Below are 21744 nucleotides of genomic sequence, written 5' to 3'. Positions count from 1 at the left end.
TGCCTGACACGCCTGCGCAAGCGGGTGTGCGCTGGCTTGCACGCCAAATAACAACAACGAGTAGCTCGACATGACCACTTTGCTTACCCGCGGGGCTTTGTTTCCAATCCTTGGGCTGTTGCCTCTGGCCTCGGCCAGTGCCGAAGGTTTCATCGACGACAGCAAACTCAAGCTGCAATTGCGCAACGTCTACTTCAACGAAAATTTTCGCGACGAGCACGGGATGAGCGCACGGGCGGCGAGGACCGCCAAGAGTGAGCGCACCGAATGGGCCCAGGGCTTCCTGCTGGATTACCAGTCAGGCTTTACGCCGGGCACCATCGGCTTCGGGGTCGACGCCCTGGGCCTGCTCGGGGTCAAGCTCGACTCCGGGCGTGGTCGCAGCGGCACCGGCCTGCTACCGGTGCATGACGACGGTCGCGCCGCCGACGAGTTTGCCAGCGCAGGGATGACCGCCAAGGCCAGGGTGGCCAAGACCACGCTCAAATACGGCACGTTGCTGCCCAAGACTCCGGTGCTGGTCTACAACGATGCGCGGCTGTTGCCCCAGACTTACCAGGGCACCCAGATCAGCAGCACTGACATCGACAACCTCACCATCACCGGCGGGTATCTGGAGCGTTTCAAGCTGCGCGATTCGAGCGACAGCATGCCCATCGTGCCCGATGGCTACGGCGGCGATAAGTCCGGTGACTTCAGCTATGCCGGTGCCGACTACAAGTTGGGCAAAAACATCCGCCTGAGCTACTTCTATGGCGAGCTGGAGAATTTCTATCGACAGAATTTTGCCGGCATCCAGCATGATCTGCCCTTGGGCGCTGGGGTATTGACCAGCGACCTGCGCTACTTCAACAGCGTCGATTCGGGGTCGGCCTACGGTGGCAAGATCGACAACGACATGCTCAGCGGATCGCTGTCCTACGCCGTTGTCGGCCATACACTGAGCGCCGGCTATCAAACCCTCAGCGGCGAGGCGGGCCTGCCTTATGTCAGCGGCGCCACGGTGTACTCCTTCAGCAACGTCGGGATCGGCAAGTTCATCGAGGAAGACGAGAAGACCTGGATGCTCGGTTATGGCTACGACTTCGCTCGCCTCGGTGTGCCCGGCCTGACATTTTCCACCCGCTACCTGAGCGGCAACGACGGCAAGTCCAATACCACCGTCAAAGAGTGGGAGCGTGACGCAGAGATCGCCTACGTGGTGCAGCAGGGTACGTTCAAGGGGCTGGGGGTGAAGTTGCGCAACTACGTCTATCGCTCGGACTTTTCCCGTGGCCGTGACAGCAACCGGATCTATTTCACCTACGACATCGCGCTTTGGTAGGACGCCGTGCGCGACGGCCGGTGCCTTGGCGTAGCGTGCCCCCAGGGCACGCATCCAACCCAACACCCCATGTGGGAGCGAGCTTGCTCGCGATGACGGTGTCAGATCCAGCATCATCGTTGGCTGATGGTCCGCCATCGCGAGCAAGCTCGCTCCCACAGGGAAAGGGGCCCGCGCTCATCACGGTGGCCCGGTTCGATTCTTTGCGACATCATGGCGGCAATTTTCTTTGGGGCAATGCCCGTCGAGGCCGCTATGGATCGCAACCGAGACCGACGTAACAAGCTTTCCCTGGATGGCCTGAATTTTTTCCTCGCGGATGTACGCGATGGGCTGGGTCCTTACCTGGCGATCTACCTGCTGGCGGTGCATCGCTGGGACCCTGCCAGCATTGGCGTGGTGATGACGGTGGCCGCTATGGCCGGGCTCGTCGCCCAGGCGCCCGCCGGAGCGCTGATCGACCGGGTGCGCAGCAAACGTGCCGTGGTGGCCGTGGCTGCCTTGATGGTGACGCTGGGTTGCCTGGTGCTACCGTTCACGTCTTCCTTCGGCCTGGTGGCGCTGACCCAGGCGCTCGGCGCCGTGGCGGCGTCGGTCTTCGCGCCGGCCATTGCGGCCATCTCCCTGGGCATTACCGGCGTCCGGGCCTTTACGCGGCGTACTGGGCGCAACGAGACATTCAACCACGCGGGCAATGCCTGCGCAGCGCTGCTGGCGGGTGGGTTCGCCTGGCTGTTCGGTCCCATTGCGGTGTTCTACCTGATGGCCGCGATGGCATTGGCCAGCATCGTGGCGGTCAGTTGCGTGTCCGCCGAGGCCATCGACCATGACGTGGCCCGGGGCCTGGAGGCCGGTCAGTCGGTGCAGGGCCCGACGCCCTCGGCGCTGCGCGTGTTGCTGGATAACCGCACGCTGCTGTTGTTCGCCATTTGCTGCGGGCTGTTTCACCTGGCGAACGCGGCGATGCTCCCGCTGGTCAGCCAGAAGCTCGCCCAGGCCAATGCCCACCTGGCCACGCCGCTGACGTCGGCTTGTATCGTCGCGGCGCAACTGGTCATGGTACCCATGGCGTGGCTGGTCGGCGTCAAGGCCGATGCCTGGGGACGCAAGCCGTTGTTGCTGGCCGGCTTCCTGATCCTGCCCATTCGAGGGGTGTTGTACGTGCTCTCGGATGACCCCTATTGGTTGGTGGCGGTGCAGTTGCTCGATGGGATCGGTGCCGGGCTGTTTGGCGCGCTGTTTCCACTGGTGGTCAAGGACCTGACCCAGGGCACCGGGCGTTTCAACGTCAGCCTCGGGGTGCTGTCGACGGTGTTCGGGTTCGGCGCGGCGTTGAGTAACAGCCTGGCCGGCTTTGTGGTGCAGGGGGCTGGCTACAGCGCGGCGTTCCTGACCCTGGCGGCGATTGCTGCGTTGGCATTTGGTCTGTTGCTGGCGATGCCCGAAACTTTCATGCACAGCCGCGCCCCACAGCCCGGCACGCTTACGGTCGCTGACGGCGGGGTCGCTTGAGCCTGCGTATCACCTATGTGTGAGCGAGCTTGCTCGCGATGGCGACCGGCAATCAGAGCCTGGGTACCGGCCGTTCCACGACGCTCCAATAGGACGAGGTGTCGATGAGGCTCAAAACGCGCCCTTGGTCCATGTCCTGGTTCAGCACGCCTCGTATCAAATCACCGGCCAACCAGCTCGCCGTATTAGCTGCCAATACTCGACCTTCGGCATTGAGCAACAGCGCTTCATTGCTGACTCTCATCAGGCTGCGCACGAGCAAGGGTTCCAACGAGTGCAGGGAGATGTCGGCGGCGGCAACGCCAATGAAGCGATCATCGAAAAAAATCGGCACGGAGAAGGCAACGATGTACTGCTCGGTGCCATACAAGTCGACAAAAGGCCCGTCTATGGAGGGCTGGCGAGTCTGCTGCGGACGGGTGTACCAAGGCATGTGCAGGTAATCGTAGAAACGATCGCTGCGGCTATCGAGATTCAGCTGCAAAGGCTGGACTTGTTCGTTCTGGGTCCGGCACCACCACTGCAGGTGCATCTCGCAATCTTCCAGCTCACCAGGGGCGAAAACCACGCCAGCGCCATGAAACTTGAGACTCTCGGAGTCAAGGATCTGCCGGACGCCACCCAACAATGGCTTGAGGTCGCGTTGATTGGGGCGCCTGGTCTTGCACCGTTGCCGTTCCCAAATGCTCGATACCTGGGCGCCCAGGTCGTTGAGACCCTTGAAGACGTTACCAATGGAAGCGTTGATCAACGTTGCGCATTGGGATAACCCATTTGCTGAAATTTCGTTATCCATGGCTCTAACTCATGCCTCGGAAGGGACAGTGCGGTGTTTGCTGGCGACACGGACAGGCTGTCGGGCGGTGTTTGGAGTCAGTTGTTGAGCAAGTTCTGTTCCAGTCATCAGGCATCTTGCGCCATCTGCTGCAAGCGTATGGCGGTCAAACGCCGGACGCCGCGAGCAACATGGGCTTCGGCCAGTGCCCCCGCCAGATTGGCATCGTTCGCAATGATGGCCTCCAGAATCGCCCGGTGTTCCCACTCGATCACTTGGGGATCCGGTTGCTCATCAAATGGCAACCATAACAACTCCCCCAGTTCCGCCTGCAAGCGGGCCTCGCTGTGGGTCAGCCGTACCGACTGCGACGCCACGGCAATTTCGATGTGGAACCTGGCGTCGGCACGTCGGCGCTCCAGACGTTCTTGTGCCTTGGCCAGCGCATCGATGTAGCCACCCAGCCGCGCATGTTGCTCAGGGCCGGCGCGTTGGGCTGCCAAGCGGGCGGCGGCGCCTGAAATGGCTGCGTGCTCGTCGGCCAGGTCACGCAATTCAAGCGTGCTCATTTCACGCAATTGATCGAACAACGCCTGATCGGTGGTTTGTGGGGCGGCGCAGATAAAGCTGCCGCCGTTGCGTCCACGCCGGGTTTCGATGACCCCGCGCTCTCGCAAGGCAGCCAACGCATCGCGCAGGGTGACCGTGGCGACGCCGAGTTGGGTGGCCAGGGTACTTTCGCTGGGGAGCTGTTCACCTTCGACCAGCAACCCCAGGTCAATCATTTCAACCAGGCGGCGGGTGACGGATTCCGTTTTCCCTTCCTGACTGAGGCGTATGAGGCTTGATGTAGGGCTCATGGTCGTTTCATTCATTGGCGGCGTCGTCGACGCCTGGACTCAAAAAATTCTATTTCATAGTTCAAAGGCATTTTCAGGGGCCACTGGCGCGGAATTCTAGGGATGAAAAGGCGTTTAAGTCAAAAAAACCTGGCTGAATTTGGTTTTCCTGGGGTTCTCATGAACTAAAAGATATGGTTCCATATGTTTAAGCGAGCCGAGATCGCATTCATCCGAACCCAGGAGCACTTCAATCATGAGTCACTTGACCCGAGCAGAGTGGGAAGCCAGAGCCAAGGCGCTGGACATCGAGGGCCGTGCCTTTATCGACGGGCGATACAGGCCTGCCAGTTCAGGCGCTACCTTTGAATGCGTGAGTCCTGTGGACGGGCGATTGTTGGGCCTGGTTGCAAGTTGCGATGCCGCGGACGCCGAGCTGGCCGTGACCAGCGCCCGGGCGGCATTCGACTCCGGCGTTTGGTCGCGTCAGGCACCGGCAATGCGCAAGGCGGTCATGCTGCGTTTTTCCGACCTCTTGCAGTCTCACGCCGAAGAGCTGGCACTGCTGGAAACGCTGGACATGGGCAAACCGATCGCCGACTCGCTGGCGGTCGACCTGCCTGGCGCCATCGATAGCATTCGCTGGTGCGGGGAGGCCATCGACAAGATCTACGATGAGGTGGCCGCGACGGCGGTAGATCAGCTCGGGCTGGTGACGCGGGAGCCGGTCGGGGTGGTCGCTGCCATCGTGCCGTGGAATTTCCCGTTGATGATGGCTTCGTGGAAATTGGGGCCGGCATTGGCGACCGGCAACTCGGTGATTCTCAAGCCTTCAGAGCGTTCGCCGCTGACGGCTATTCGTATCGCACAGCTTGCCCTGGAAGCAGGGTTGCCGGTCGGTGTGCTCAATGTGCTGCCAGGCCATGGACACACGGTGGGCAAGGCCCTGGCCTTGCACGGTGACGTTGATGCGCTGGCGTTTACCGGTTCCACCCGAGTGGCCAAGCAACTTCTCGTGTATGCGGGCGAGTCGAACATGAAGCGGGTTTGGCTGGAGGCGGGGGGGAAGAGTCCGAACATTGTCTTCGCAGATGCCCCAGATCTACAGGCAGCCGCCGAAGCGGCAGCGGCCGCCATTGCTTTCAACCAGGGCGAGGTGTGCACCGCCGGTTCACGTTTGCTCGTCCAGGCTTCCATCAAGGCGCACTTCGTGCCGATGGTGGTCGAGGCTTTAAAAGGCTGGAAGCCAGGCCATCCACTGGATCCCGACACCAATGTCGGTGCGCTGGTGGACGCGCGCCACCTGGAAGGGGTGTTGCAACACATTCGGCAAGGACAGGATCAAGGCGCCCAGTTGTTGCTGGGAGGGCGCGTGGCATTGGAGGAAACCGGCGGCAGCTACGTGGAGCCGACACTGTTCGACAATGTCAGCAACTCGATGACAATTGCCCGGGAAGAGATTTTCGGCCCAGTGCTGTCGGTGATCGAATTCGACGAAGCCGAGGATGCGGTGCGCATCGCCAACGACACGCCTTACGGGCTGGCTGCAGCCGTCTGGACGGCCAATCTGTCGCGCGCCCACACCATGGCCCGCGCACTTCGCGCCGGAAGTGTCTGGGTCAACCTGTATGACGGCGGCGACATGATGGCGCCGTTCGGTGGCTACAAGCAGTCCGGTAATGGCCGCGACAAATCCCTGCATGCCTTCGATAAATACACCGAGATCAAGGCCACCTGGATACAGCTCTGAGGCATTTCTGGTGAACCACGTTACGGGTGGAATGGTTCTGCCTGCTTGACGCTTACTCAACGAATTCCTTTTTGAAGGATGGCGCAATGAACAGCCCAATAAGCTCCACGGCAGCCGTGGACCAGGACGCGGAGCAACTCCGTGCCCTCGGGTACACCTCGAGTTTCGAACGTAGCATGAGCCTGTGGCAGAACTTTGCCCTCGGGTTCACCTACCTATCACCGGTAGTCGGCGTCTACACATTGTTCGGCCTGTGCCTGGCAACGGGCGGGCCGCCCATGTTCTGGTCCTACCTGCTGGTGGGGTTCGGGCAAATGCTGGTGTGCCTGATTTTTTGCGAAGTGGTGTCCCAATATCCCATCTCCGGCGGTGTCTATCCGTGGGCCCGTCGCCTGGTGGGGAAAAAGTGGGCCTGGATGGTCGGCTGGATCTACGCCATCTCCCTGTGCGTGACCATTGCTGCCGTAGCTCTGGGCGCCGGTCCCTACATTGCCAACCTGCTGGGTTTCGAGCCGTCGCCGGTCACCAATACCTTGGTCGCGCTGGTCCTGACCGCTACTGCGACGGTCTTGAACCTGAGCGGCACCAAGCTGCTGGCGCGGGTGGCTATGTTCGGCTTTCTGTGTGAGCTGGTCGGGGCGTTGTTGATCGGCGGCTATTTGCTGATTTTTGAGCGCCACCAGCCCTTGAGCGTGTTGTTCGACACGTTCGATATCTCCATCGATGGGGAGTACTGGCCGGCCTTCCTGGCCGCATCACTGGCCGGGATGTTCCTTTACTACGGTTTTGAAGCGTGCGGCGATGTGGCCGAGGAAACGCCCAATCCCAGCCGCCAAGTCCCCAAGGCCATGCGAATGACGATCTGGATCGGCGGTGCCGCGTCGATCTTTGCCGCCCTGGCCTTGATCCTGGCCGTGCCTGATATTGCCGCCGTTGTTTCCGGCCAGGACAAGGACCCCATGGCCACGATATTCGGCGCGGCGTTCGGTCCGGTCATGTCGCGGGTGGTCATGGCGGTGATCACGGTTTCGTTCGTTTCCTGTGTGCTGAGCTTGCAGGCATCCGCCAGCCGCTTGTTGTATGCCTACGCCCGAGACGAGATGCTCATGGGCAGTGGCGTGCTGAAGAAAATCTCCCCGGCTACCCATGTGCCGACCGCCGCCCTGATGGTCTGCGGGGTGCTGCCGGCGATCATCGTGTGTGTCGGTTTCTATCTTCAGAACGCCATCGCGCTGGTGGTGAGTTTTGCCGCCATCGGTATCTACCTGGCATTCCAGATGATCGTCGGGGGTGTGATGTACGCCCGTCTCCGGGGCTGGACACCCAATGGCCAGTTCACCTTGGGACGTTGGGGCTGGCCGGTGAACATCGCTGCGCTCTGCTATGGCTTGTTCGCCATCGTCAATATGTCCTGGCCGCGTATGCCAGACGCGCCGTGGTATGTGAACTACGGCATCGTGTTGGTTGGCGCCATCGTGATCTTCGTCGGCCTCGTCTACATGGTCCTGTTTCGCCCCTACGAGAAAGGTACCGCCCCGGCTTCCGATGCCTGGAAAAAAACCTAAGCGACATGACGGCCTGCCGCCGGGCGCGGCAGGCAAATCCTCTGATGATAAAAGGGTGAACGCTATGACGTCTCGAATCCATTCGATGCTGTTTGGGTTGCTCCTGATTCTGGCCAGCCATGGGGTTCTGGCAGCCAGTCAAAACGATACCCTGGGTGTGATCCATGACTATATGAAAGCTTGGAACGCTCGCGATGCGGAGGCTGCGGCGAAGTACTTCACCGAGGACGGCGAGTTCCTCGACGCCTCGGTGGGGACACCGCAGGTCGGCCGGGAAAATGCCAAGACCCAGGTGATCGAAGTGTTCATGCACGCAGTGCCGGATCTGCAATGGACGATGCTGGGCGAGCCGATCGTCAACGGTGAAAGCATTGCCTTCGAATGGGAATTCAAGGGACACAATACCGGGCCTTGGAGCACCGAGACGCCGGCCACCCAGCGCCCCCTTAGCTTCAAGGGGGTGAGTTTCATCCGGCTCAAGGAGGGCAAGATTATCACGCAGCACGACTACTATGACGCCCTGGGTTTCAACAAGCAGCTCGGCTGGTAGATCAATGTTCCCGCCGCGAGAGCTGTAGCAACAAACCAGGCTCGGCTCTCCTGGCCGAGAGCGTCCAGCCGTGGGCCTGGGCGATTTCCTGGCAGATCGTCAAGCCCAGGCCGGCGCCATGGTCGCGGCGATGGGCCCCGCGCCAGAAGCGAATGAACAGGTGTGGCAGTTGCTCCCGATCCACCCCGGGGCCCCAGTCTCGTACGCTCAGGCTATCCTCGCCGACGTCCACTCGAACCTCTGTGCCCCGAGGGGCGTGTTGGATGGCGTTTTCCAGCAGGTTCTTCAACAAGGTGAAGAGGGCGCTGCGATCCGCCTGCCATGGGTCAGCAGAGGCAGCGTTCTGCGCCAGCACCAAGCGCACGTCTGCGGCTTCGGCCATGCGCTGCAAATAGTTGCTGGCTTCCCTCGCGACATCGGCCAGTTCGACCTCGGCAAACTGGTAGTTCCGGGCCTCACTGGCTTCGGTCAGGAGCAGCAGTTGCTGGACTTGACGGGTCATGTGAGCGACATCGTTGAGCAACGCGTTGCGATCGTGGCTGTCCTCCATCAATTCGATTTGCGCGCGTATCAGCGCCAGCGGTGTCTTGAGCTCGTGGGCCGCGGTTGCTAGAAACTCCTGTTGGGTCCGGTAGCCATGTTCCAGGCGCTGGAGGACCCGATTGAAACTGTCCACCAGTGGCACGACTTCGGACGGTACGCTGGTGGCCTGCAAGCGTGAATGCAGGGAACGAGGCGAAATGGCCGCGGCCGACTCCGACACCTCGCGCAAGGGTCTGAGCGTATAGCCCAGGGTGATATAGGCACAGGCGGCAAAGACGAAGAGCAGCACCAGGCTGAACAGGACGATACCGGCGCCCATGAATGGCAACGCGAATGCACCATGGAAGAGGTCCATCAGCCGTTCGCTGACGGCAAGTTGCAGGAACCAGGTCTTGCCGTCGTGTTCGACCGGCGCGGTGGCGCCATACATCAGGATGCCCTGGCGCTCGAACTTGAACGGTTCGTGCTCTGAAGGACGCACCGCGGTGCTTGCAGGCCAGAAGGTTGCTTCGGTGGACGTCAGGACCACGTTTGCCGAGGCGTCCAGCACGCGGTATCCGATGTCTTGCGGCATGCTTTCATAGGTCCAGATTCGATCGGCCTCGCTGCGATCGAATCCGACCGGGCGGCCGGCAGGATCGAACTGGAGTTTCTCCGCCAGCTCCTGGGTGCGTTCGGCCATGTTCATGACCAGCAGGATGTCGCTCTGGGAGGTGACCAGGGCCAGCGCCGTCAATACGATCAGCAGGATGCTCAGCGCCACGCCAGCAATATAGGCCAGCAACACTTTGAATCTGAGGCTACTCAGCCACGTCGACCTGGCGCAGCGCATAACCAAGACCTCGCAAGTTGACAATGCGTTGGCGGGAACCGATGGCAAGCAGCTTGCGGCGGATACGGTGAAGGGCCACGTCCAGGGCGTTCGGCGTGACCGCCTCGCTCAAGCCCCAGCCTGCTGCCTCTATCGTCTGACGGCGGACGATCTCCCCAGGTTTGCGCAACAGCAGCAACATGATCTGCATTTCCGCTGGCGCCAGAGCAATGCTTTCATTGGCACACCACATGCTGCCGGTGTCGGGTTGCAGGCTCAGGTCGCCATGGCTGGGCGCCAGTGGGCGACAGTCCACGGGGCGTCGCAGCAACGCTCGCACGCGCGCGACCATTTCATCCATGGCAAAGGGCTTGGGCAGATAGTCATCCGCGCCGGCATCGAGCCCCTGTACCCGATCATGCAGGGCATCCCGCGCCGTGAGCACCAGGCACGGGATGCCTAGCCCGGCGCTGCGCAGACGCTTCAACAGGACGAGCCCGTCGCCGTCCGGCAACCCGCGATCGAGGATCAGCGCCTGGTAGGGCACACGCTGGATGGCCGACCACGCGCCATCCATGCGGTTGATCACATCGACGGCGATCCCCGCATTCGCCAGGCCCGTGCAGACCAGGTGCGCCAATCGTTCGTGGTCCTCGACCAGCAGAATGCGGCTCATCAGAAGCGGTACAGGTAGCCGAACAGCGCGCTGTTTTCGGTAGAGCTGTCTACCAGCGGGCTGTCCTTGATCTCACTGGCGAGGCTCGTCGCTTTGATATCGAGGAACAGGGCGTGGTGTTTATCGAACATGTAGTTTCCCCGGACGCCAAATTCGGTATTGAGGGCAGACTTGCCATCATAGGCCGCACGATCGATGCGGGCCTCACTGTCGCGCACGCCAAAATAATAATCGACGTATTTTTTGTCCTGCCACATCGCCGTGACTTGGGGTGTGAGCGTGATGTGTTCGCCGACCCGCCAGGTCCGCTCCAGGCCCACGTTGAAGCGCTGCCCCTTGCTGTTGCCCGACACCTCCGACAGCCACTCGGCGCGCACGTCCACCAGACCGGTGTGCCACTCCACTTTGGCCCCCGCCCAGAAGCTGCTTTTGCGGTCGCTCATGCCATCGAAGACCCGCGCGTCGTCAGCGTCGTAGCCACTGAAGTCGTACTGGCCCATGAGGCTGAAATCGATTTGCTGGGTGTCGCCGATCTCGAGTTGTGACAGCTTGACCTCGGCGTTTGGGCCGAACACCCGTAGGTATTCGTTCTCGAAGTAGATCAGCGGTATCGCCTTGTTGTCACGATCGATGCCGGTATAGGGCTGCTGGCTGCTTAATGCGCCGACCCCCAGTCCCCAGGACGAAGACGGTTCGGCGTTATCAGACTCGGCCGCCTGTGCGGCCATTGCTGAAATGGCCACGGCGAGCAGGAACACACTCGGGATTGTCGAAACGGCTAAGCGCAAAGGCATTGAGTTCTCCAACAGGACAGGATGAATGCACGCCCATCGTCGAGAACTTTCTCTTACCGAATACTTACCGTTATTTGTCGAATGCTTGATCTTGATCAAGGCAAATACAAATTCCAGCCCCCCGGGTGGATATAAGTGCCAAGCAGTGCAATATCAGGCGTGATGGCCATTTGGTATTGCGTTAAGATCGTTCAGGATCAGCGTGTATAACAGCGGTTTTACAATAAGTTCACGCATCACTAATTCAGTATGAAATGAGGCTTGAACGGAAATGCTCAGGAATGCACCGCTGCGTCTGAAACTTTTATTGATACTGCTACTTCCCTTATTGGGGTTTCTCACCTTGGCCGGGGTCTTTGTAGTGGATAACTACAAGACACTACGCGATATGAACACCACGGTGACTGCCAGCGCCACGGCGCAGAAGTTGAGTCAACTGATTACCGTATTGCAGCGCGAGCGCGGAGCCAGTGGGGTCTTCCTGGGCAGTGGCGGCAAGTCCATGGGTGAACGGATGTCCCAGGCGCGCCAGGATGCCAATACCTCGGTCGAGGTGGTGCGCCGGTTGTCTGCGTCGGGAAGCACGCAATTGGACAATGTCCTGCGGGCATTGGACGCGTTGCCCACCATTCGCGGGCAAGTTGATAAGTTGAGTATTAGCAGCACCGAGTCGGGTGTTCGTTATACCGAGATCATTCAAACGCTCATGGGTTACACCCACTCTCTGGAAGCAACGATCAACAACGCCACCATTGTCCATGCGCTCGGTGCCCTTAATCAGTTTATCGAGATGAAAGAGCGGGCCGGACGTGAACGGGTGGTACTCGGTCTGGTGTTCAGCCAGGACCATTTCGATGAGACGTTATTGTCACGCTTTAGCCGCAATCTCGGCGAGTTCTCCGCTTATTCCGACGGGTTCCGTCGCAAGGCCCAGCCAGGATTACTTCAACAACTGACTGATCAAATGCTGAAACCCGCTGCGGTTGCAGTCGACAAGTTGCAACGCCTGGCATTCGAGGTGCCATTGGGGCAGCCGCTGGGCATCAAGCCCGAGGCCTGGTTTGAACTCTCCACTCAACGCATCGACATGATGAGCCAGGTGGAACAAGCCCTGGGTGAAAGCGTCAGTCGCCTGGCGACACATGAGCGCGATGAAGCAAACCGTGCATTGTGGCTGACCATTGGCGCGGTCGTCGTGGCATTGCTTGCGGTGACGGTGCTGTCGTATGTGATCATCCGCATGATCGATTCGGCGGTGCGCGATGTGAACCGCGTCCTGAATGACTTGGCCCAGCGTGATCTCACTGCCAGGGCCACCTATGACGGCCGGGATGAGTTCGGCCAGATCTCGCGAAACCTCAACCGCATGGCGCAAGAGATCAGCGGGGTCGTGCAGGAAATCGGCAATGCCACGGCGCAAGTGGCAACCGCGGCGCAAGAGTCTTCCACGGTGACGGTCCAGACCAGTGAGAGTGTCGAGCAGCAGCGCCAAGGCACTGAGCTGGTGGCCACCGCGATCAATCAGATGAGCGCCACGGTGCGCGAGGTGGCGCAAAGTACCAACGACGCTGCGCACATGTCGCAACAGGTCAATATCAGTACGGCTCAAGGTCGGGTGGAGATCGAAAGTACCATCGGCTTGATTCGCCAATTGTCCGCGCAAGCCGAAGAGACCGCGGGGATCATTGGTGATCTCAAGCTGGAAAGCGACGCCATTTCCTCGGTGCTCGACGTGATTCGCGGCATTGCCGAACAGACCAATCTGCTTGCGCTCAATGCGGCCATCGAAGCGGCGCGAGCTGGTGACCATGGTCGCGGGTTTGCAGTGGTCGCGTCCGAGGTGCGCACCCTGGCGCAAAAGACCCAAGAGTCCACGGGCAACATTCAACAGATGATCAGCAACCTGCAGGCCGGCTCCGATCGTGCGGCCCTGTCCATGCAGCAGACCTTGGGCAAGGCCCAGGATGGCGCGAGCAAAGTCGAGCGAGCGGGCGAGTTGTTGGTGGAGATCGCCGAAGGCGTGGCGACGATCAGCGACCGCAACATTCAGATCGCCTCCGCTGCTGAAGAGCAGAGCGCGGTGTCCGAGGACATCAATCGCAATGTGAACGAGATCAATGATCTGGTAATCCAGGTGAGCGCCGGTGCCGAGCAGACGGCAATCACCAGCCAGGAACTCGCGCGCCTGGCCGAGTACCAGCAACAGTTGGTCAGTCGTTTCAAGGTGGCTTAGGTTGCCGCGGTATTTGTGACGGTGTGGTAGAACAGTGTCGTCGTGATGATGCTTCAGCCAACGTAGCCCGGGCCTTTAACGAAAAGGCCCGGATTTGTTCCGTACGTTTCGGGATCAGAACTTTTTCGGTACGGGCAGGGGCCGGTCAATACAGCCATGGTCAGGTGCGCGTCGCGCAGGCAAGGGCACCAGCGAAACCAATTCCTCTTCGACGATTTGATTGCTCATGGCCAATTCCAGCTCGGGGCAGTCAATGCTGAGCCAGTCACCGTGTTGGAGCGGCACATTCGCGGTGCGATGGCTCAAGCTGTGAAACACGTAATGAACCAGCCCAGGCTCGAGAAACTGCTCATGTTTCTCCAGGAACTCTTCCGAGTATCGGCGCAAACTCTGCCAGCGATGCAAACTCATCCGGTGGTGACTTGCCGTCAAGGGTTGGCCGTCGCGTTCTATCTGGACATTGATGGCCAGATCAGCCTGCAATTCCCCCACGATCAATGCCGGGGCAATCGCACAGGTACGCAAGTGCGCATGCGTTGAAGAAATGGCGTCACGACTGTGCAATACATGATCGTGAATATCGTTGCCCAGGGTAAAACCAATGAAGCGCAGCGCGCCAAACGGGTCGACCCAATAGAGGCAGACAATGCACGGCTCGCTACTGATGCTTTGTGAATGATAAGGCACCTGCAAAGGGTCGCCGTCGGTCTTGAGCAGTCGGCCGTTACCTTTGTAATACCAGGCTTGTTCTGTCTTGGCGGTACAGAGGGTGATTTCGCTGATCTGGACCAATAAGTTGTTATCGGGCTTGAGCGGCGGTCGGTATTTCACCGCCGCAGGCGTAAGCGGGTAGGGTGTGGACGGCAGGTCCTTGAGATAGGACTCCCAATCCATATTCCGATCCGCGCAATGGGCCAGGGCTTCATAAAGATTTCCCTGGGGTGGGCGCACCTCCCGGCTTTGCCCGGACTTGAAGTCAAATACGCCAAGACCTCCTCGCGGCACTGGAGAGTCCAGCAACATTACATAATGGGTCATCACTTATCCTCCAGGGTCAAGCGTGCGGACAGAGGGACGTAGTCCTTGAGTCCGTTGAAAGCCGGGTTTGTCTCTTTGAGCCGTAAGGACAGCAAGCCCCCCGTGATACTTCCGGCCAGTGCCAGGAACAGAATCGCGGTAAGCCCCCACGTCATGGCGATGTAGCCAGCGACGACAGGCGCGACGCCGCCTCCAAGAATCTCTCCGCAGCCCACCACCAGGCCCGTCGCGGTGGCCAATAGACTGGGCGGCACTGATTCGCTGGTCAGTGGACCGACCGTCATGCAGATCAGGCTGAAGTTGATGAAGGACAAGAAAAATAATTGAAGGAACAGTAGCCAGGGCAGCGGTGGGCTGATGATCAATAAACCCACCAGCAGCGCGCTGATCATGAAGCAGATGGAAACCACTGGCTTGCGACCCAGTTGGTCGGACAAGCCGGGAATGACCAGTTGGCCAAAAAAACCACCCAGGCCAATTGCAGAAATGATCATGGCCATGGAGAAATTGCTCAGGTGCAGGATGTCTGTCAGGTAGCTGGGGAGCAGGGCGCACAGAACGAACTGGCACGTCAGAATGCAAAGCATCAAGGCAATATTGAGCCGTACATTCCCGCTGGACAGGGCCGTCCTCCACTGACTTTTGGAGGTGTGTGCAATCGACACCGCGCTGGGCGCCTGGGTCGGTTGGTAGGTTCTATAGAGGTACCAGGCCACTAACAGGCCGGGTAACGAAATGATGGCGAATACGGCGCGCCAGGATCCGAACATTTCCAGCAAGACACCCGCCAGCAGCGGTCCGAGGCACAGGCCAATGATGGGGAACAAGGCCTGTTGAATGCCTAGATTGAGTCCGCGCCGGCAAGGCTGCGAAACTTCGTCGGTGACGATGATACTGACTGGAGTGAAGGCACCTTCACAGACGCCCATCAAGGCGCGCAAGAGCACCAGGCCCACCAGGCTGGTGATCAATGCAGACGCGCCGGCCAGAAGCGATAGCAGGGTGATCGACAGCACCAGCAACTTCTTGGGGCCCAGTACCCTGATGGCGGCGCCCATAAACAGGGCAGAGCCTCCCCATGCAAATGCCAGGATGGCCGACAACATGCTCAAGTCCTGATAGTCCAGGGCCAAGTCACGCATGATCACCGGGAACAGCGGCATGATAATGAACCTGTCCAGTCCTACCAGCCCGAAGCTCAGCGACAGAAGCGTGATCATGCGTCTTTCATAGCCGCCCCAAGGTCGAGCGACCAGATACTTCATCTCCATGTTCCTTCCCCTTCTTTCCCTAGTGCTTTCGAAGCCCTCTCGAACGAGGTGAACGCCTGCGATCCATACTCCGGCAGCCAGGGACAGGTGTGCCCCTGGCTGGGTGCCGGTGTTTTATCGGGTCTGTCAGGCGACCCACTTGCCCACGGCCATTTCAGCGGTGAAGCCGGGGCCGAAGGCCGCCAGCATGCCCGTCGCGCCATCGACAAGCCCGCTGTCGAACTGGCGCTTGAGCACATCGAAGACCACCACGCTGGCGATGTTCCCGGCTTCGCTCAAACTGTCGCGAGACTGCGCGACCCGACCGGGTTCCAAGTCCAGTTGCAGGACCAGTTCATCAAGAATTTTCCGTCCGCCGGTATGGAAGATGAAAAAGTCATTTTGAGCGCAATGTTGATTGAAGGTCTCGTAGTTCAATTCCTCCATCATCGGTGCGACATCTTTAATGGAGTTCATGACAGCCTTGTCCAAGGTGAAATGAAAGCCGCTGTCTTTAACGTCGTATTTAATGTAGTGCTCGCTATCAGGCAGGAAGTAAGACCCGGTATTGGCGATCTTGAAACCAGGCGCCTGGTCATCGGCGCGCATAACGCAGGCCGATACGGCATCGCCGAATAACGCGGCTGATATGAACGCGTGCAACTTGGTGTCCTGGGGTTGATAGCAGAGCGATGAGAACTCCAGGGAGACGATGAGGACATGGTTGTCCGGCGCCCGGCTGGCGAAGTCATTGGCTCGATTGATCGCCGCGGCGCCTGCCACGCAGCCCAGTTGAGCGATGGGCAGTTGTACGGTCGACGTTCGCAGGCCCAGGTCATTGATCAAGTGGGCTGTCAGCGAGGGCATCATGAAACCGGTGCACGATGTCACCGCGACCATGCGAATGTCATCGATGGTCAGCCCGGCATTCTCGATGGCTTGGCGCGCCGCGATGGACGACATGCGGCGGGCTTCGCGCTCATAAACGATACTGCGGTGGGTGAAGCCGGTGTGCACCGCCAGTTCATCGATAGGCAGGACCAAGTGCCGTTCGTTCACCTGCGTGTTTTGAATCATTCGTTTGGCAAGTGCCATTCGTGGATGATCATCATGCAACTGCTCTAGATGCTCGATCATTTGTTGCTGGGTGATCTTGTATTGCGGAAACAACAGACTGGGTTTACAAAGAGTAGACATGACAAGTCCTCGGCGAGAAGCCAATAAAGTTAGAAGCACATTTAAGGCAATGACTGCAAAGCAGGACTCTGAAAGACAGAATCAAAGCAGCGGGCTGGAGAGCCAAAAAACTTGACTGTTGTTATCGAAAGAGCGGGGTGTAGCGGGCGCCTGGTTTGTTATTTCACCAGTACAAACTTATAGGCATATTGCCAGGCCAAGTTGCTTTCCCGGACATGTTTGCGAATAACCATGCGCACAGGCGCACCGCTGACGACTTGCCGGGGATCGGTGACATCAACGATTTCCGAGGCAATCACCAGGCCATCGTCCAGGCGCACCATCGCCATGAAGCGGGGCACGGTTTCGCCATAGCCCATGGCCGCCAGTATCGGATTCTCGGCATGGGCGCTGACTTGGATCGTGCCGGTGCGTGAGCAGCGATACGGTTCCACATTCAACGAATTGCACGCGCCGCAGACGGTGCGCCGAGGGAAGAAAATTTCTTCGCAATCCTGGCAGCGGCTGCCTTCGAGACGGTATTTGCCGCCATGCTCGCGCCATTCGCGCAACATGCTGGCGGTGGTCATGCGGTGAATCTGTTCAGGGTAAAGGGACATGGTCGGCTCCTTAATCGTTGGAAAGCACAATGACGCTGTTGTGCGCGGCGTACCCGCCCAGGTTTTGCGAGACGCCAATACGGGCGCCTTTGACTTGGTTGTTGGACTCGCCGCGAAGCTGTCGGAACAATTCAGTAATGTGCAAAATCCCATCGCAACCGGAGGCGTGGCCGCGTCCGATGTTGCCGCCGTCAGTGTTCAGGGGAAGTTGCCCATCAAGGGCTATGCCGCCTTCCAATACAAAGTCGCCTGCCTGGCCTGGACCACATGCGCCCATGGATTCCATTTGAATCAACCCGGCGCCCAGCAAGTCGTAGACTTGCGCCACATCGATATCCTTTGCAGTGATGCCGGCTTTTTTGTAGGCGATTTCGGCGCAGGCCATCGAGTTGGCGGAAACCGCCATGCCTACATCTTTTGGCAGCCCTGGAAATTGCAACGTCGGGTTGTGATAGCGCGTGCCGAAATAGTGCGATACGCCGGTGTAGGCACAGCCACGGATAAATACCGGCTGGGTCGTGTAACGGTGCGCAAGGTGTTCGGCAACCAGGATGGCGCAACCGCTGGCTTCACCCCAGGCCAACATCGAGCCACATGCTTCGCTACTCTTGAGTGCTTCGAGGGACGGAATCGGCACGCCATAGCGGGTAGCCGTGGGGGTGTTATGGGCATAGATACGCATCTGCCGCCCAAACGTTGCCAATACATCCGCCTCGCGTCCTGCATAACCGAACTTTTCAAAATATTCGGCGGTCGCCAGGGCGAAGGCGTCTGTGTGTGAGATGCCGAGAAAATAATCGTATTCACATTCAGTGCTGGAGCCAATGTACTCGGCGTAGTTGATGTGATCGGTCATTTTTTCAAAGCCGCCGCACAGGACAATGTCGTATTCACCTGAGGCGACCATTTGGTGAGCCATCTGGAACGACACCGAACTGCTGGTGCAGTTGGCAGTACTCATGAACGTGGGGGCAGGGCTGATACCCAGGGCATCGGAAATGGTCGGGCCCAGGCCTCCGTATTCAGAAATGCCTTCACCGTGGTAGCCATAGGCAACTGCCTGGAGTTCGCGGGGGTGCATCTTGATGGCGTTGAGCGCCTGGTAGGCGGACTCGACGATCATCTCCTTGAAAGTCTGACGAACTCTGGAACTGCCGGGCTTAGGGGTATAGGCAGCCGAAACGATAGCAACGCGTCGTGCGCTCATAAAAAAGTGCTCCTTGCTGGATGGATTGGAATCAGAGATAGGCCGTCAGGGCATAGTCGGGCCGCAAGTATTTGAACTCGTACTTGATCGACGTCCCGTAATCCACGTAGTACTTATCCTCCAGCAGCGTGCGCAGCGGAACGTTGGTCTTTTGATAGGCTTCGATGGCATCGGTGACGGTCAAGGCAATGGCATCGCTGCCTGCACCAAACCCATAGGAAACCACCAGGATTCTTTCGCCGGGACGCGCTTGATCGAGGACGTTGACCAAGCCCAGCAAAGGGCTCGCTGCCCCAGCATCGCCGACGCTCTGGGCATAGATGCCAGGTTCTATTTGCGCCGTCGTGAATCCCAGGTGCTTGCCGAGAGAGTAGGGGGTCGACACCAGGTTCTGTTGAAAGACGACATAATCGAAATCACCGGCCTGCGCATGGATCTTGGCCATCAATCCCGAGGCAGCACGGCGAGTCTGGTCTTCAAGGCCGATGCTGTTCTTGTCCGAACCCAGTCCCATTCCCGACCGGATATAGCGGTCCCCTTGAGGCCTGATGTTGTCAGCGACATCCGCCGCGCAAGAAAAACTTGCGTCAAAATGCGCGATCACATTTTCTGTACCCAACAGCAGGGCAGCGGCGCCCGCTCCGGCGTAGGACTCTGTCAGATCACCGGGGGCGGTGTTGCGGTTGATCGTATCGGCGCCCACCGCCAACGCGTTGCCCACCATGCCCGATGCTACCAGGGCGTATGCAATCTGAAGGGCGCTGGTGCCTGATTTGCCGGCAAACTGCACGTCAGCACAAAAGGCGTCATAGCCGCAGCCAAGCATTTCCAGGATGATCGCGGCCGAGGCCCGGGAGTCATATGGATTGGTGCAGGTGCCAAGATAAAGCGCTTCAAGGGAACAAGGCGGCGCTTTGTCCAGTGCGCGTTGGGCGGCAAGGACGCCCAAGGTAATGACGTCTTCATCAGGCTGCAGTACAGCCCTTTCGAGAACACCCAGTTGACCCTTTACCAAGCTCAAATCGGTGTTTTTCCACACCTGGATCACGTCGTCCACCTTGAGCCGGCAGACCGGGATGCCCGCGCCATAGCTCACAATTCCTACTTTATTCATGTGTACTTCCTCCAGATTCCGTTCTTTCACCTGCTGGCAGAAAGCCGTGACAGGTGCATGAAATATTTAGAAACTATCTATTGGTGCTCGCAAAGTGATAAATGGCGGTCCCATGCCCATAAATCGGCAGGTTCAAGCGTCAGAACCTACCGGTCAACCTATGAACAATAGGTTTGTTTTCGTACAATCATTATGTATGATACGAAACGTACCGTATCGTTAAGGTAGCGTTAAAAATTTATGACTTTCCTTCTCATATCTCCCTATTTAGAGGTAATAAGCGCTCAAGAGACCCCCTGCTAAGCAGAAGCTGAGATCAAATAAACATACAAAACGAAACGATCCGTTTCATTGCTTTTCGAGAGAATCCTATACCCTGAGTCTCTTTTGTCAAGCGCCATATTGGAGATTTTGATTTATGGCCCGTAAACCATCTCGGAGCTCCATTGGCTCATTGAGGAGCCCTCACACGCACAAAGCGATCATCATTTCTGCCATAGAAACCCTTAAGGAGTGCGGTTACTCGGGGTTGAGCATCGAGGCGGTGGCCCGCCGCGCTGGCGCGAGCAAACCGACAATCTACCGGTGGTGGGGTAACAAGGCAGCCTTGATCGCCGAGGTCTACGAGAGTGAAAGCGAGCAGATTCGCAAAGAGCCTGATAAAGGCTCTTTCAAGGAGAATCTCAATTTCTTGCTGCTCAATCTCTGGAAGGTCTGGCGAGAAACGATTTGCGGGGAGGCTTTTCGATGCGTCATTGCTGAGGCCCAGCTCGATCCCAGCACGTTGCCCAAGCTGAAAGACGAATTCATGGAGCGGCGCCGGGAGTTGCCTCGCAAGCTGGTGGAAAAAGCTATTCAGCAGGGCGAGTTGCCCAAGGATACGTCGCGTGAATTGCTCTTGGATATGATCTTTGGGTTTTGCTGGTACCGGCTGTTGACCGAGCAGTTGGAGGTGGAGGCAGATATCAATGAGTTCACGACACTGCTGATGAACGGGGTATTGCGTCCGACTTCGGCGGCGGTTCAAGACGCCGCCGAAGCCTGATTATCGGGGAGGGGATGCGCTTATTTCGTGCCGCTGAATTGTGCATGAAGGCTCGGCAGGATGCTGGCCAGATGGTTGAACTCACACAAGTCATGCACCGCAAATTCATAAGCCAGGGTTTCCAGCTCAACCTCTCCCAGACCGTTTTCTTCCAGTAGCTGAGCGGCTCGCTCGGCGCCTGGAAAACGCTGCATGGCGGGGTGGCTGCCGACCCAGTAACGGCTCGTCAGGTACAAACCCTCCGGACATTCCTTGAACAAGTGCGCCATCAGCGACACCGGCACTTGCGGTTCATGGGCCAGGCTCATCAGGGCGCTGACGCTGCCGTCTATTTTGGATTCGCGGTACAGGTCCGGACAGAAGCCCAGCTCGCAGGGGTCCCTGAAATCAATGTGCAGGTGCATGAGGCGGTCACCGACGTACTCGGAGGCGCAAAAGGTATTGCCATACAAGCGCTCCTCGAAGCTCAGGGTATCGTCCAGGAGGCGCTCGTGATGAACACAGGGGTTTTCCACATGGGCATAAGGAAACCACAGGGTGTAGCGTTCAGCCTCCAGTGGATGCCACATGAACCACCACTTGAGCATCTCAGCTGTGCAGTTGGGGAAAAACTTGCGACTTTGCACGTAGGCCATCGGCCCTGGCAGCAGCGCGTATCCGGCCTCTTCGCTAATGAAATCAGTGGCGAGCATGCGGTTAAGGTCTTCAACGCTGGGCGTCAAGGCGTCAGCCAAGGGCATGGGGCCTTGCTGTATCTTTTCGACGGCACTGAGCGGCACGCTGATCTTCGAGCGGAAAAAGTCGGCGTAGGGTTTGCCTTGGATGGCCCGCTGATTGGCTAGGAACTGCTTCTGCATTGGCAATGAGAAGTAGGTGAAAGGTGTCATTACGCGCGCTTCCATGACGGTATTTCCTTGGTAGT

19 protein-coding genes are annotated in these 21744 nt (G+C 58.7%); 7 read left to right on the top strand and 12 right to left on the bottom strand.

Annotation, left to right across the window (positions count from 1 at the left end; translation table 11 throughout):
* Nucleotides 1–70 precede the first annotated feature (70 nt).
* Together F7R20_RS01705 and F7R20_RS01695 are read left to right on the top strand one after the other, a co-directional pair.
* Nucleotides 71–1324, top strand: a complete 1254-nt coding sequence (locus tag F7R20_RS01705; protein WP_003200717.1) for an OprD family porin — start codon at nucleotides 71–73, stop codon at nucleotides 1322–1324.
* Nucleotides 1325–1579: 255 nt separating this feature from the next.
* The gene (locus F7R20_RS01695) at nucleotides 1580–2836 is read left to right on the top strand and encodes an MFS transporter (protein WP_003200719.1); all 1257 of its coding nucleotides are present in this window, start codon (nucleotides 1580–1582) and stop codon (nucleotides 2834–2836) included.
* Nucleotides 2837–2888: 52 nt separating this feature from the next.
* On the opposite strand, the gene F7R20_RS01690 is transcribed toward F7R20_RS01695, so the two are convergent.
* Together F7R20_RS01690 and F7R20_RS01680 are read right to left on the bottom strand one after the other, a co-directional pair.
* Nucleotides 2889–3632, bottom strand: a complete 744-nt coding sequence (locus F7R20_RS01690) for a PDC sensor domain-containing protein (RefSeq protein WP_003200720.1) — start codon at nucleotides 3630–3632, stop codon at nucleotides 2889–2891.
* Between the two features lie 107 nt (nucleotides 3633–3739).
* Nucleotides 3740–4471 (bottom strand): FadR/GntR family transcriptional regulator, encoded by a 732-nt coding sequence (locus F7R20_RS01680; protein ID WP_003200722.1) that lies wholly within the window; start codon nucleotides 4469–4471, stop codon nucleotides 3740–3742.
* Nucleotides 4472–4706: 235 nt separating this feature from the next.
* On the opposite strand from F7R20_RS01680, the gene F7R20_RS01675 reads away from it, so the two are divergent.
* The 3 genes from F7R20_RS01675 to F7R20_RS01665 all read left to right on the top strand — a co-directional run bounded on the left by F7R20_RS01675 (nucleotide 4707) and on the right by F7R20_RS01665 (nucleotide 8315).
* Nucleotides 4707–6200, top strand: a complete 1494-nt coding sequence (locus F7R20_RS01675) for an aldehyde dehydrogenase (RefSeq protein WP_003200724.1) — start codon at nucleotides 4707–4709, stop codon at nucleotides 6198–6200.
* Nucleotides 6201–6286: 86 nt separating this feature from the next.
* Nucleotides 6287–7765, top strand: a complete 1479-nt coding sequence (locus F7R20_RS01670) for an APC family permease (RefSeq protein ID WP_003200725.1) — start codon at nucleotides 6287–6289, stop codon at nucleotides 7763–7765.
* 64 nt (nucleotides 7766–7829) lie between these two features.
* A complete protein-coding gene (locus F7R20_RS01665) occupies nucleotides 7830–8315 on the top strand; it encodes an ester cyclase (RefSeq protein ID WP_032833219.1) in 486 nt (161 codons plus the stop codon).
* 1 nt (nucleotide 8316) lies between these two features.
* On the opposite strand, the gene F7R20_RS01660 is transcribed toward F7R20_RS01665, so the two are convergent.
* From F7R20_RS01660 to F7R20_RS01650, 3 genes are read right to left on the bottom strand one after another with little or no spacing between them, the layout of a single operon-like run.
* The gene (locus F7R20_RS01660) at nucleotides 8317–9645 is read right to left on the bottom strand and encodes a sensor histidine kinase (protein ID WP_232002333.1); all 1329 of its coding nucleotides are present in this window, start codon (nucleotides 9643–9645) and stop codon (nucleotides 8317–8319) included.
* Between the two features lie 13 nt (nucleotides 9646–9658).
* On the bottom strand, nucleotides 9659–10345 hold the full coding sequence (locus F7R20_RS01655) for a response regulator transcription factor (protein ID WP_003200730.1): 687 nt from the start codon (nucleotides 10343–10345) through the stop codon (nucleotides 9659–9661).
* A complete protein-coding gene (locus tag F7R20_RS01650; protein ID WP_232002335.1) occupies nucleotides 10345–11238 on the bottom strand; it encodes a MipA/OmpV family protein in 894 nt (297 codons plus the stop codon). The genes F7R20_RS01655 and F7R20_RS01650 overlap by 1 nt, the downstream gene beginning before the upstream one ends.
* Before the next feature lie 172 nt (nucleotides 11239–11410).
* On the opposite strand from F7R20_RS01650, the gene F7R20_RS01645 reads away from it, so the two are divergent.
* Complete coding sequence (locus F7R20_RS01645; RefSeq protein WP_003200736.1) at nucleotides 11411–13372, top strand: methyl-accepting chemotaxis protein; 1962 nt, start codon at nucleotides 11411–11413, stop codon at nucleotides 13370–13372.
* A gap of 114 nt (nucleotides 13373–13486) precedes the next feature.
* Here the strand turns inward: F7R20_RS01645 and F7R20_RS01640 are convergent, their stop codons facing one another.
* From F7R20_RS01640 to F7R20_RS01615, 6 genes are all read right to left on the bottom strand, one after another.
* Nucleotides 13487–14410, bottom strand: a complete 924-nt coding sequence (locus F7R20_RS01640) for a hypothetical protein (RefSeq protein WP_003200738.1) — start codon at nucleotides 14408–14410, stop codon at nucleotides 13487–13489.
* Nucleotides 14410–15675: an MFS transporter gene (locus tag F7R20_RS01635; protein WP_013693032.1), complete on the bottom strand. Its 1266-nt coding sequence runs from the start codon at nucleotides 15673–15675 to the stop codon at nucleotides 14410–14412. The genes F7R20_RS01640 and F7R20_RS01635 overlap by 1 nt, the downstream gene beginning before the upstream one ends.
* Nucleotides 15676–15807: 132 nt before the next feature.
* Nucleotides 15808–16857, bottom strand: a complete 1050-nt coding sequence (locus tag F7R20_RS01630; protein WP_003200744.1) for a type III polyketide synthase — start codon at nucleotides 16855–16857, stop codon at nucleotides 15808–15810.
* 158 nt (nucleotides 16858–17015) lie between these two features.
* Nucleotides 17016–17456: a Zn-ribbon domain-containing OB-fold protein gene (locus tag F7R20_RS01625; RefSeq protein ID WP_003200745.1), complete on the bottom strand. Its 441-nt coding sequence runs from the start codon at nucleotides 17454–17456 to the stop codon at nucleotides 17016–17018.
* Between the two features lie 10 nt (nucleotides 17457–17466).
* On the bottom strand, nucleotides 17467–18663 hold the full coding sequence (locus tag F7R20_RS01620; RefSeq protein ID WP_003200749.1) for a thiolase family protein: 1197 nt from the start codon (nucleotides 18661–18663) through the stop codon (nucleotides 17467–17469).
* Nucleotides 18664–18694: 31 nt separating this feature from the next.
* Nucleotides 18695–19777, bottom strand: coding sequence for a hydroxymethylglutaryl-CoA synthase (locus F7R20_RS01615; protein WP_003200752.1), 1083 nt, complete (start codon nucleotides 19775–19777; stop codon nucleotides 18695–18697).
* Between the two features lie 418 nt (nucleotides 19778–20195).
* On the opposite strand from F7R20_RS01615, the gene F7R20_RS01610 reads away from it, so the two are divergent.
* Entirely contained in the window at nucleotides 20196–20822 is a 627-nt protein-coding gene (locus F7R20_RS01610; RefSeq protein WP_003200754.1) for a TetR/AcrR family transcriptional regulator, read from the top strand.
* 20 nt (nucleotides 20823–20842) lie between these two features.
* Here F7R20_RS01610 and phlG read toward each other — a convergent pair whose 3' ends face one another.
* Complete coding sequence (phlG, locus tag F7R20_RS01605) at nucleotides 20843–21724, bottom strand: 2,4-diacetylphloroglucinol hydrolase (RefSeq protein WP_003200756.1); 882 nt, start codon at nucleotides 21722–21724, stop codon at nucleotides 20843–20845.
* Between the last annotated feature and the right edge of the window lie 20 nt (nucleotides 21725–21744).

Source organism: Pseudomonas brassicacearum subsp. brassicacearum, assembly GCF_008801605.1.
GTDB classification, from domain to species: Bacteria; Pseudomonadota; Gammaproteobacteria; order Pseudomonadales; family Pseudomonadaceae; genus Aquipseudomonas; species Aquipseudomonas brassicacearum.
This window is presented reverse-complemented; position numbering and strand designations above follow the sequence as displayed.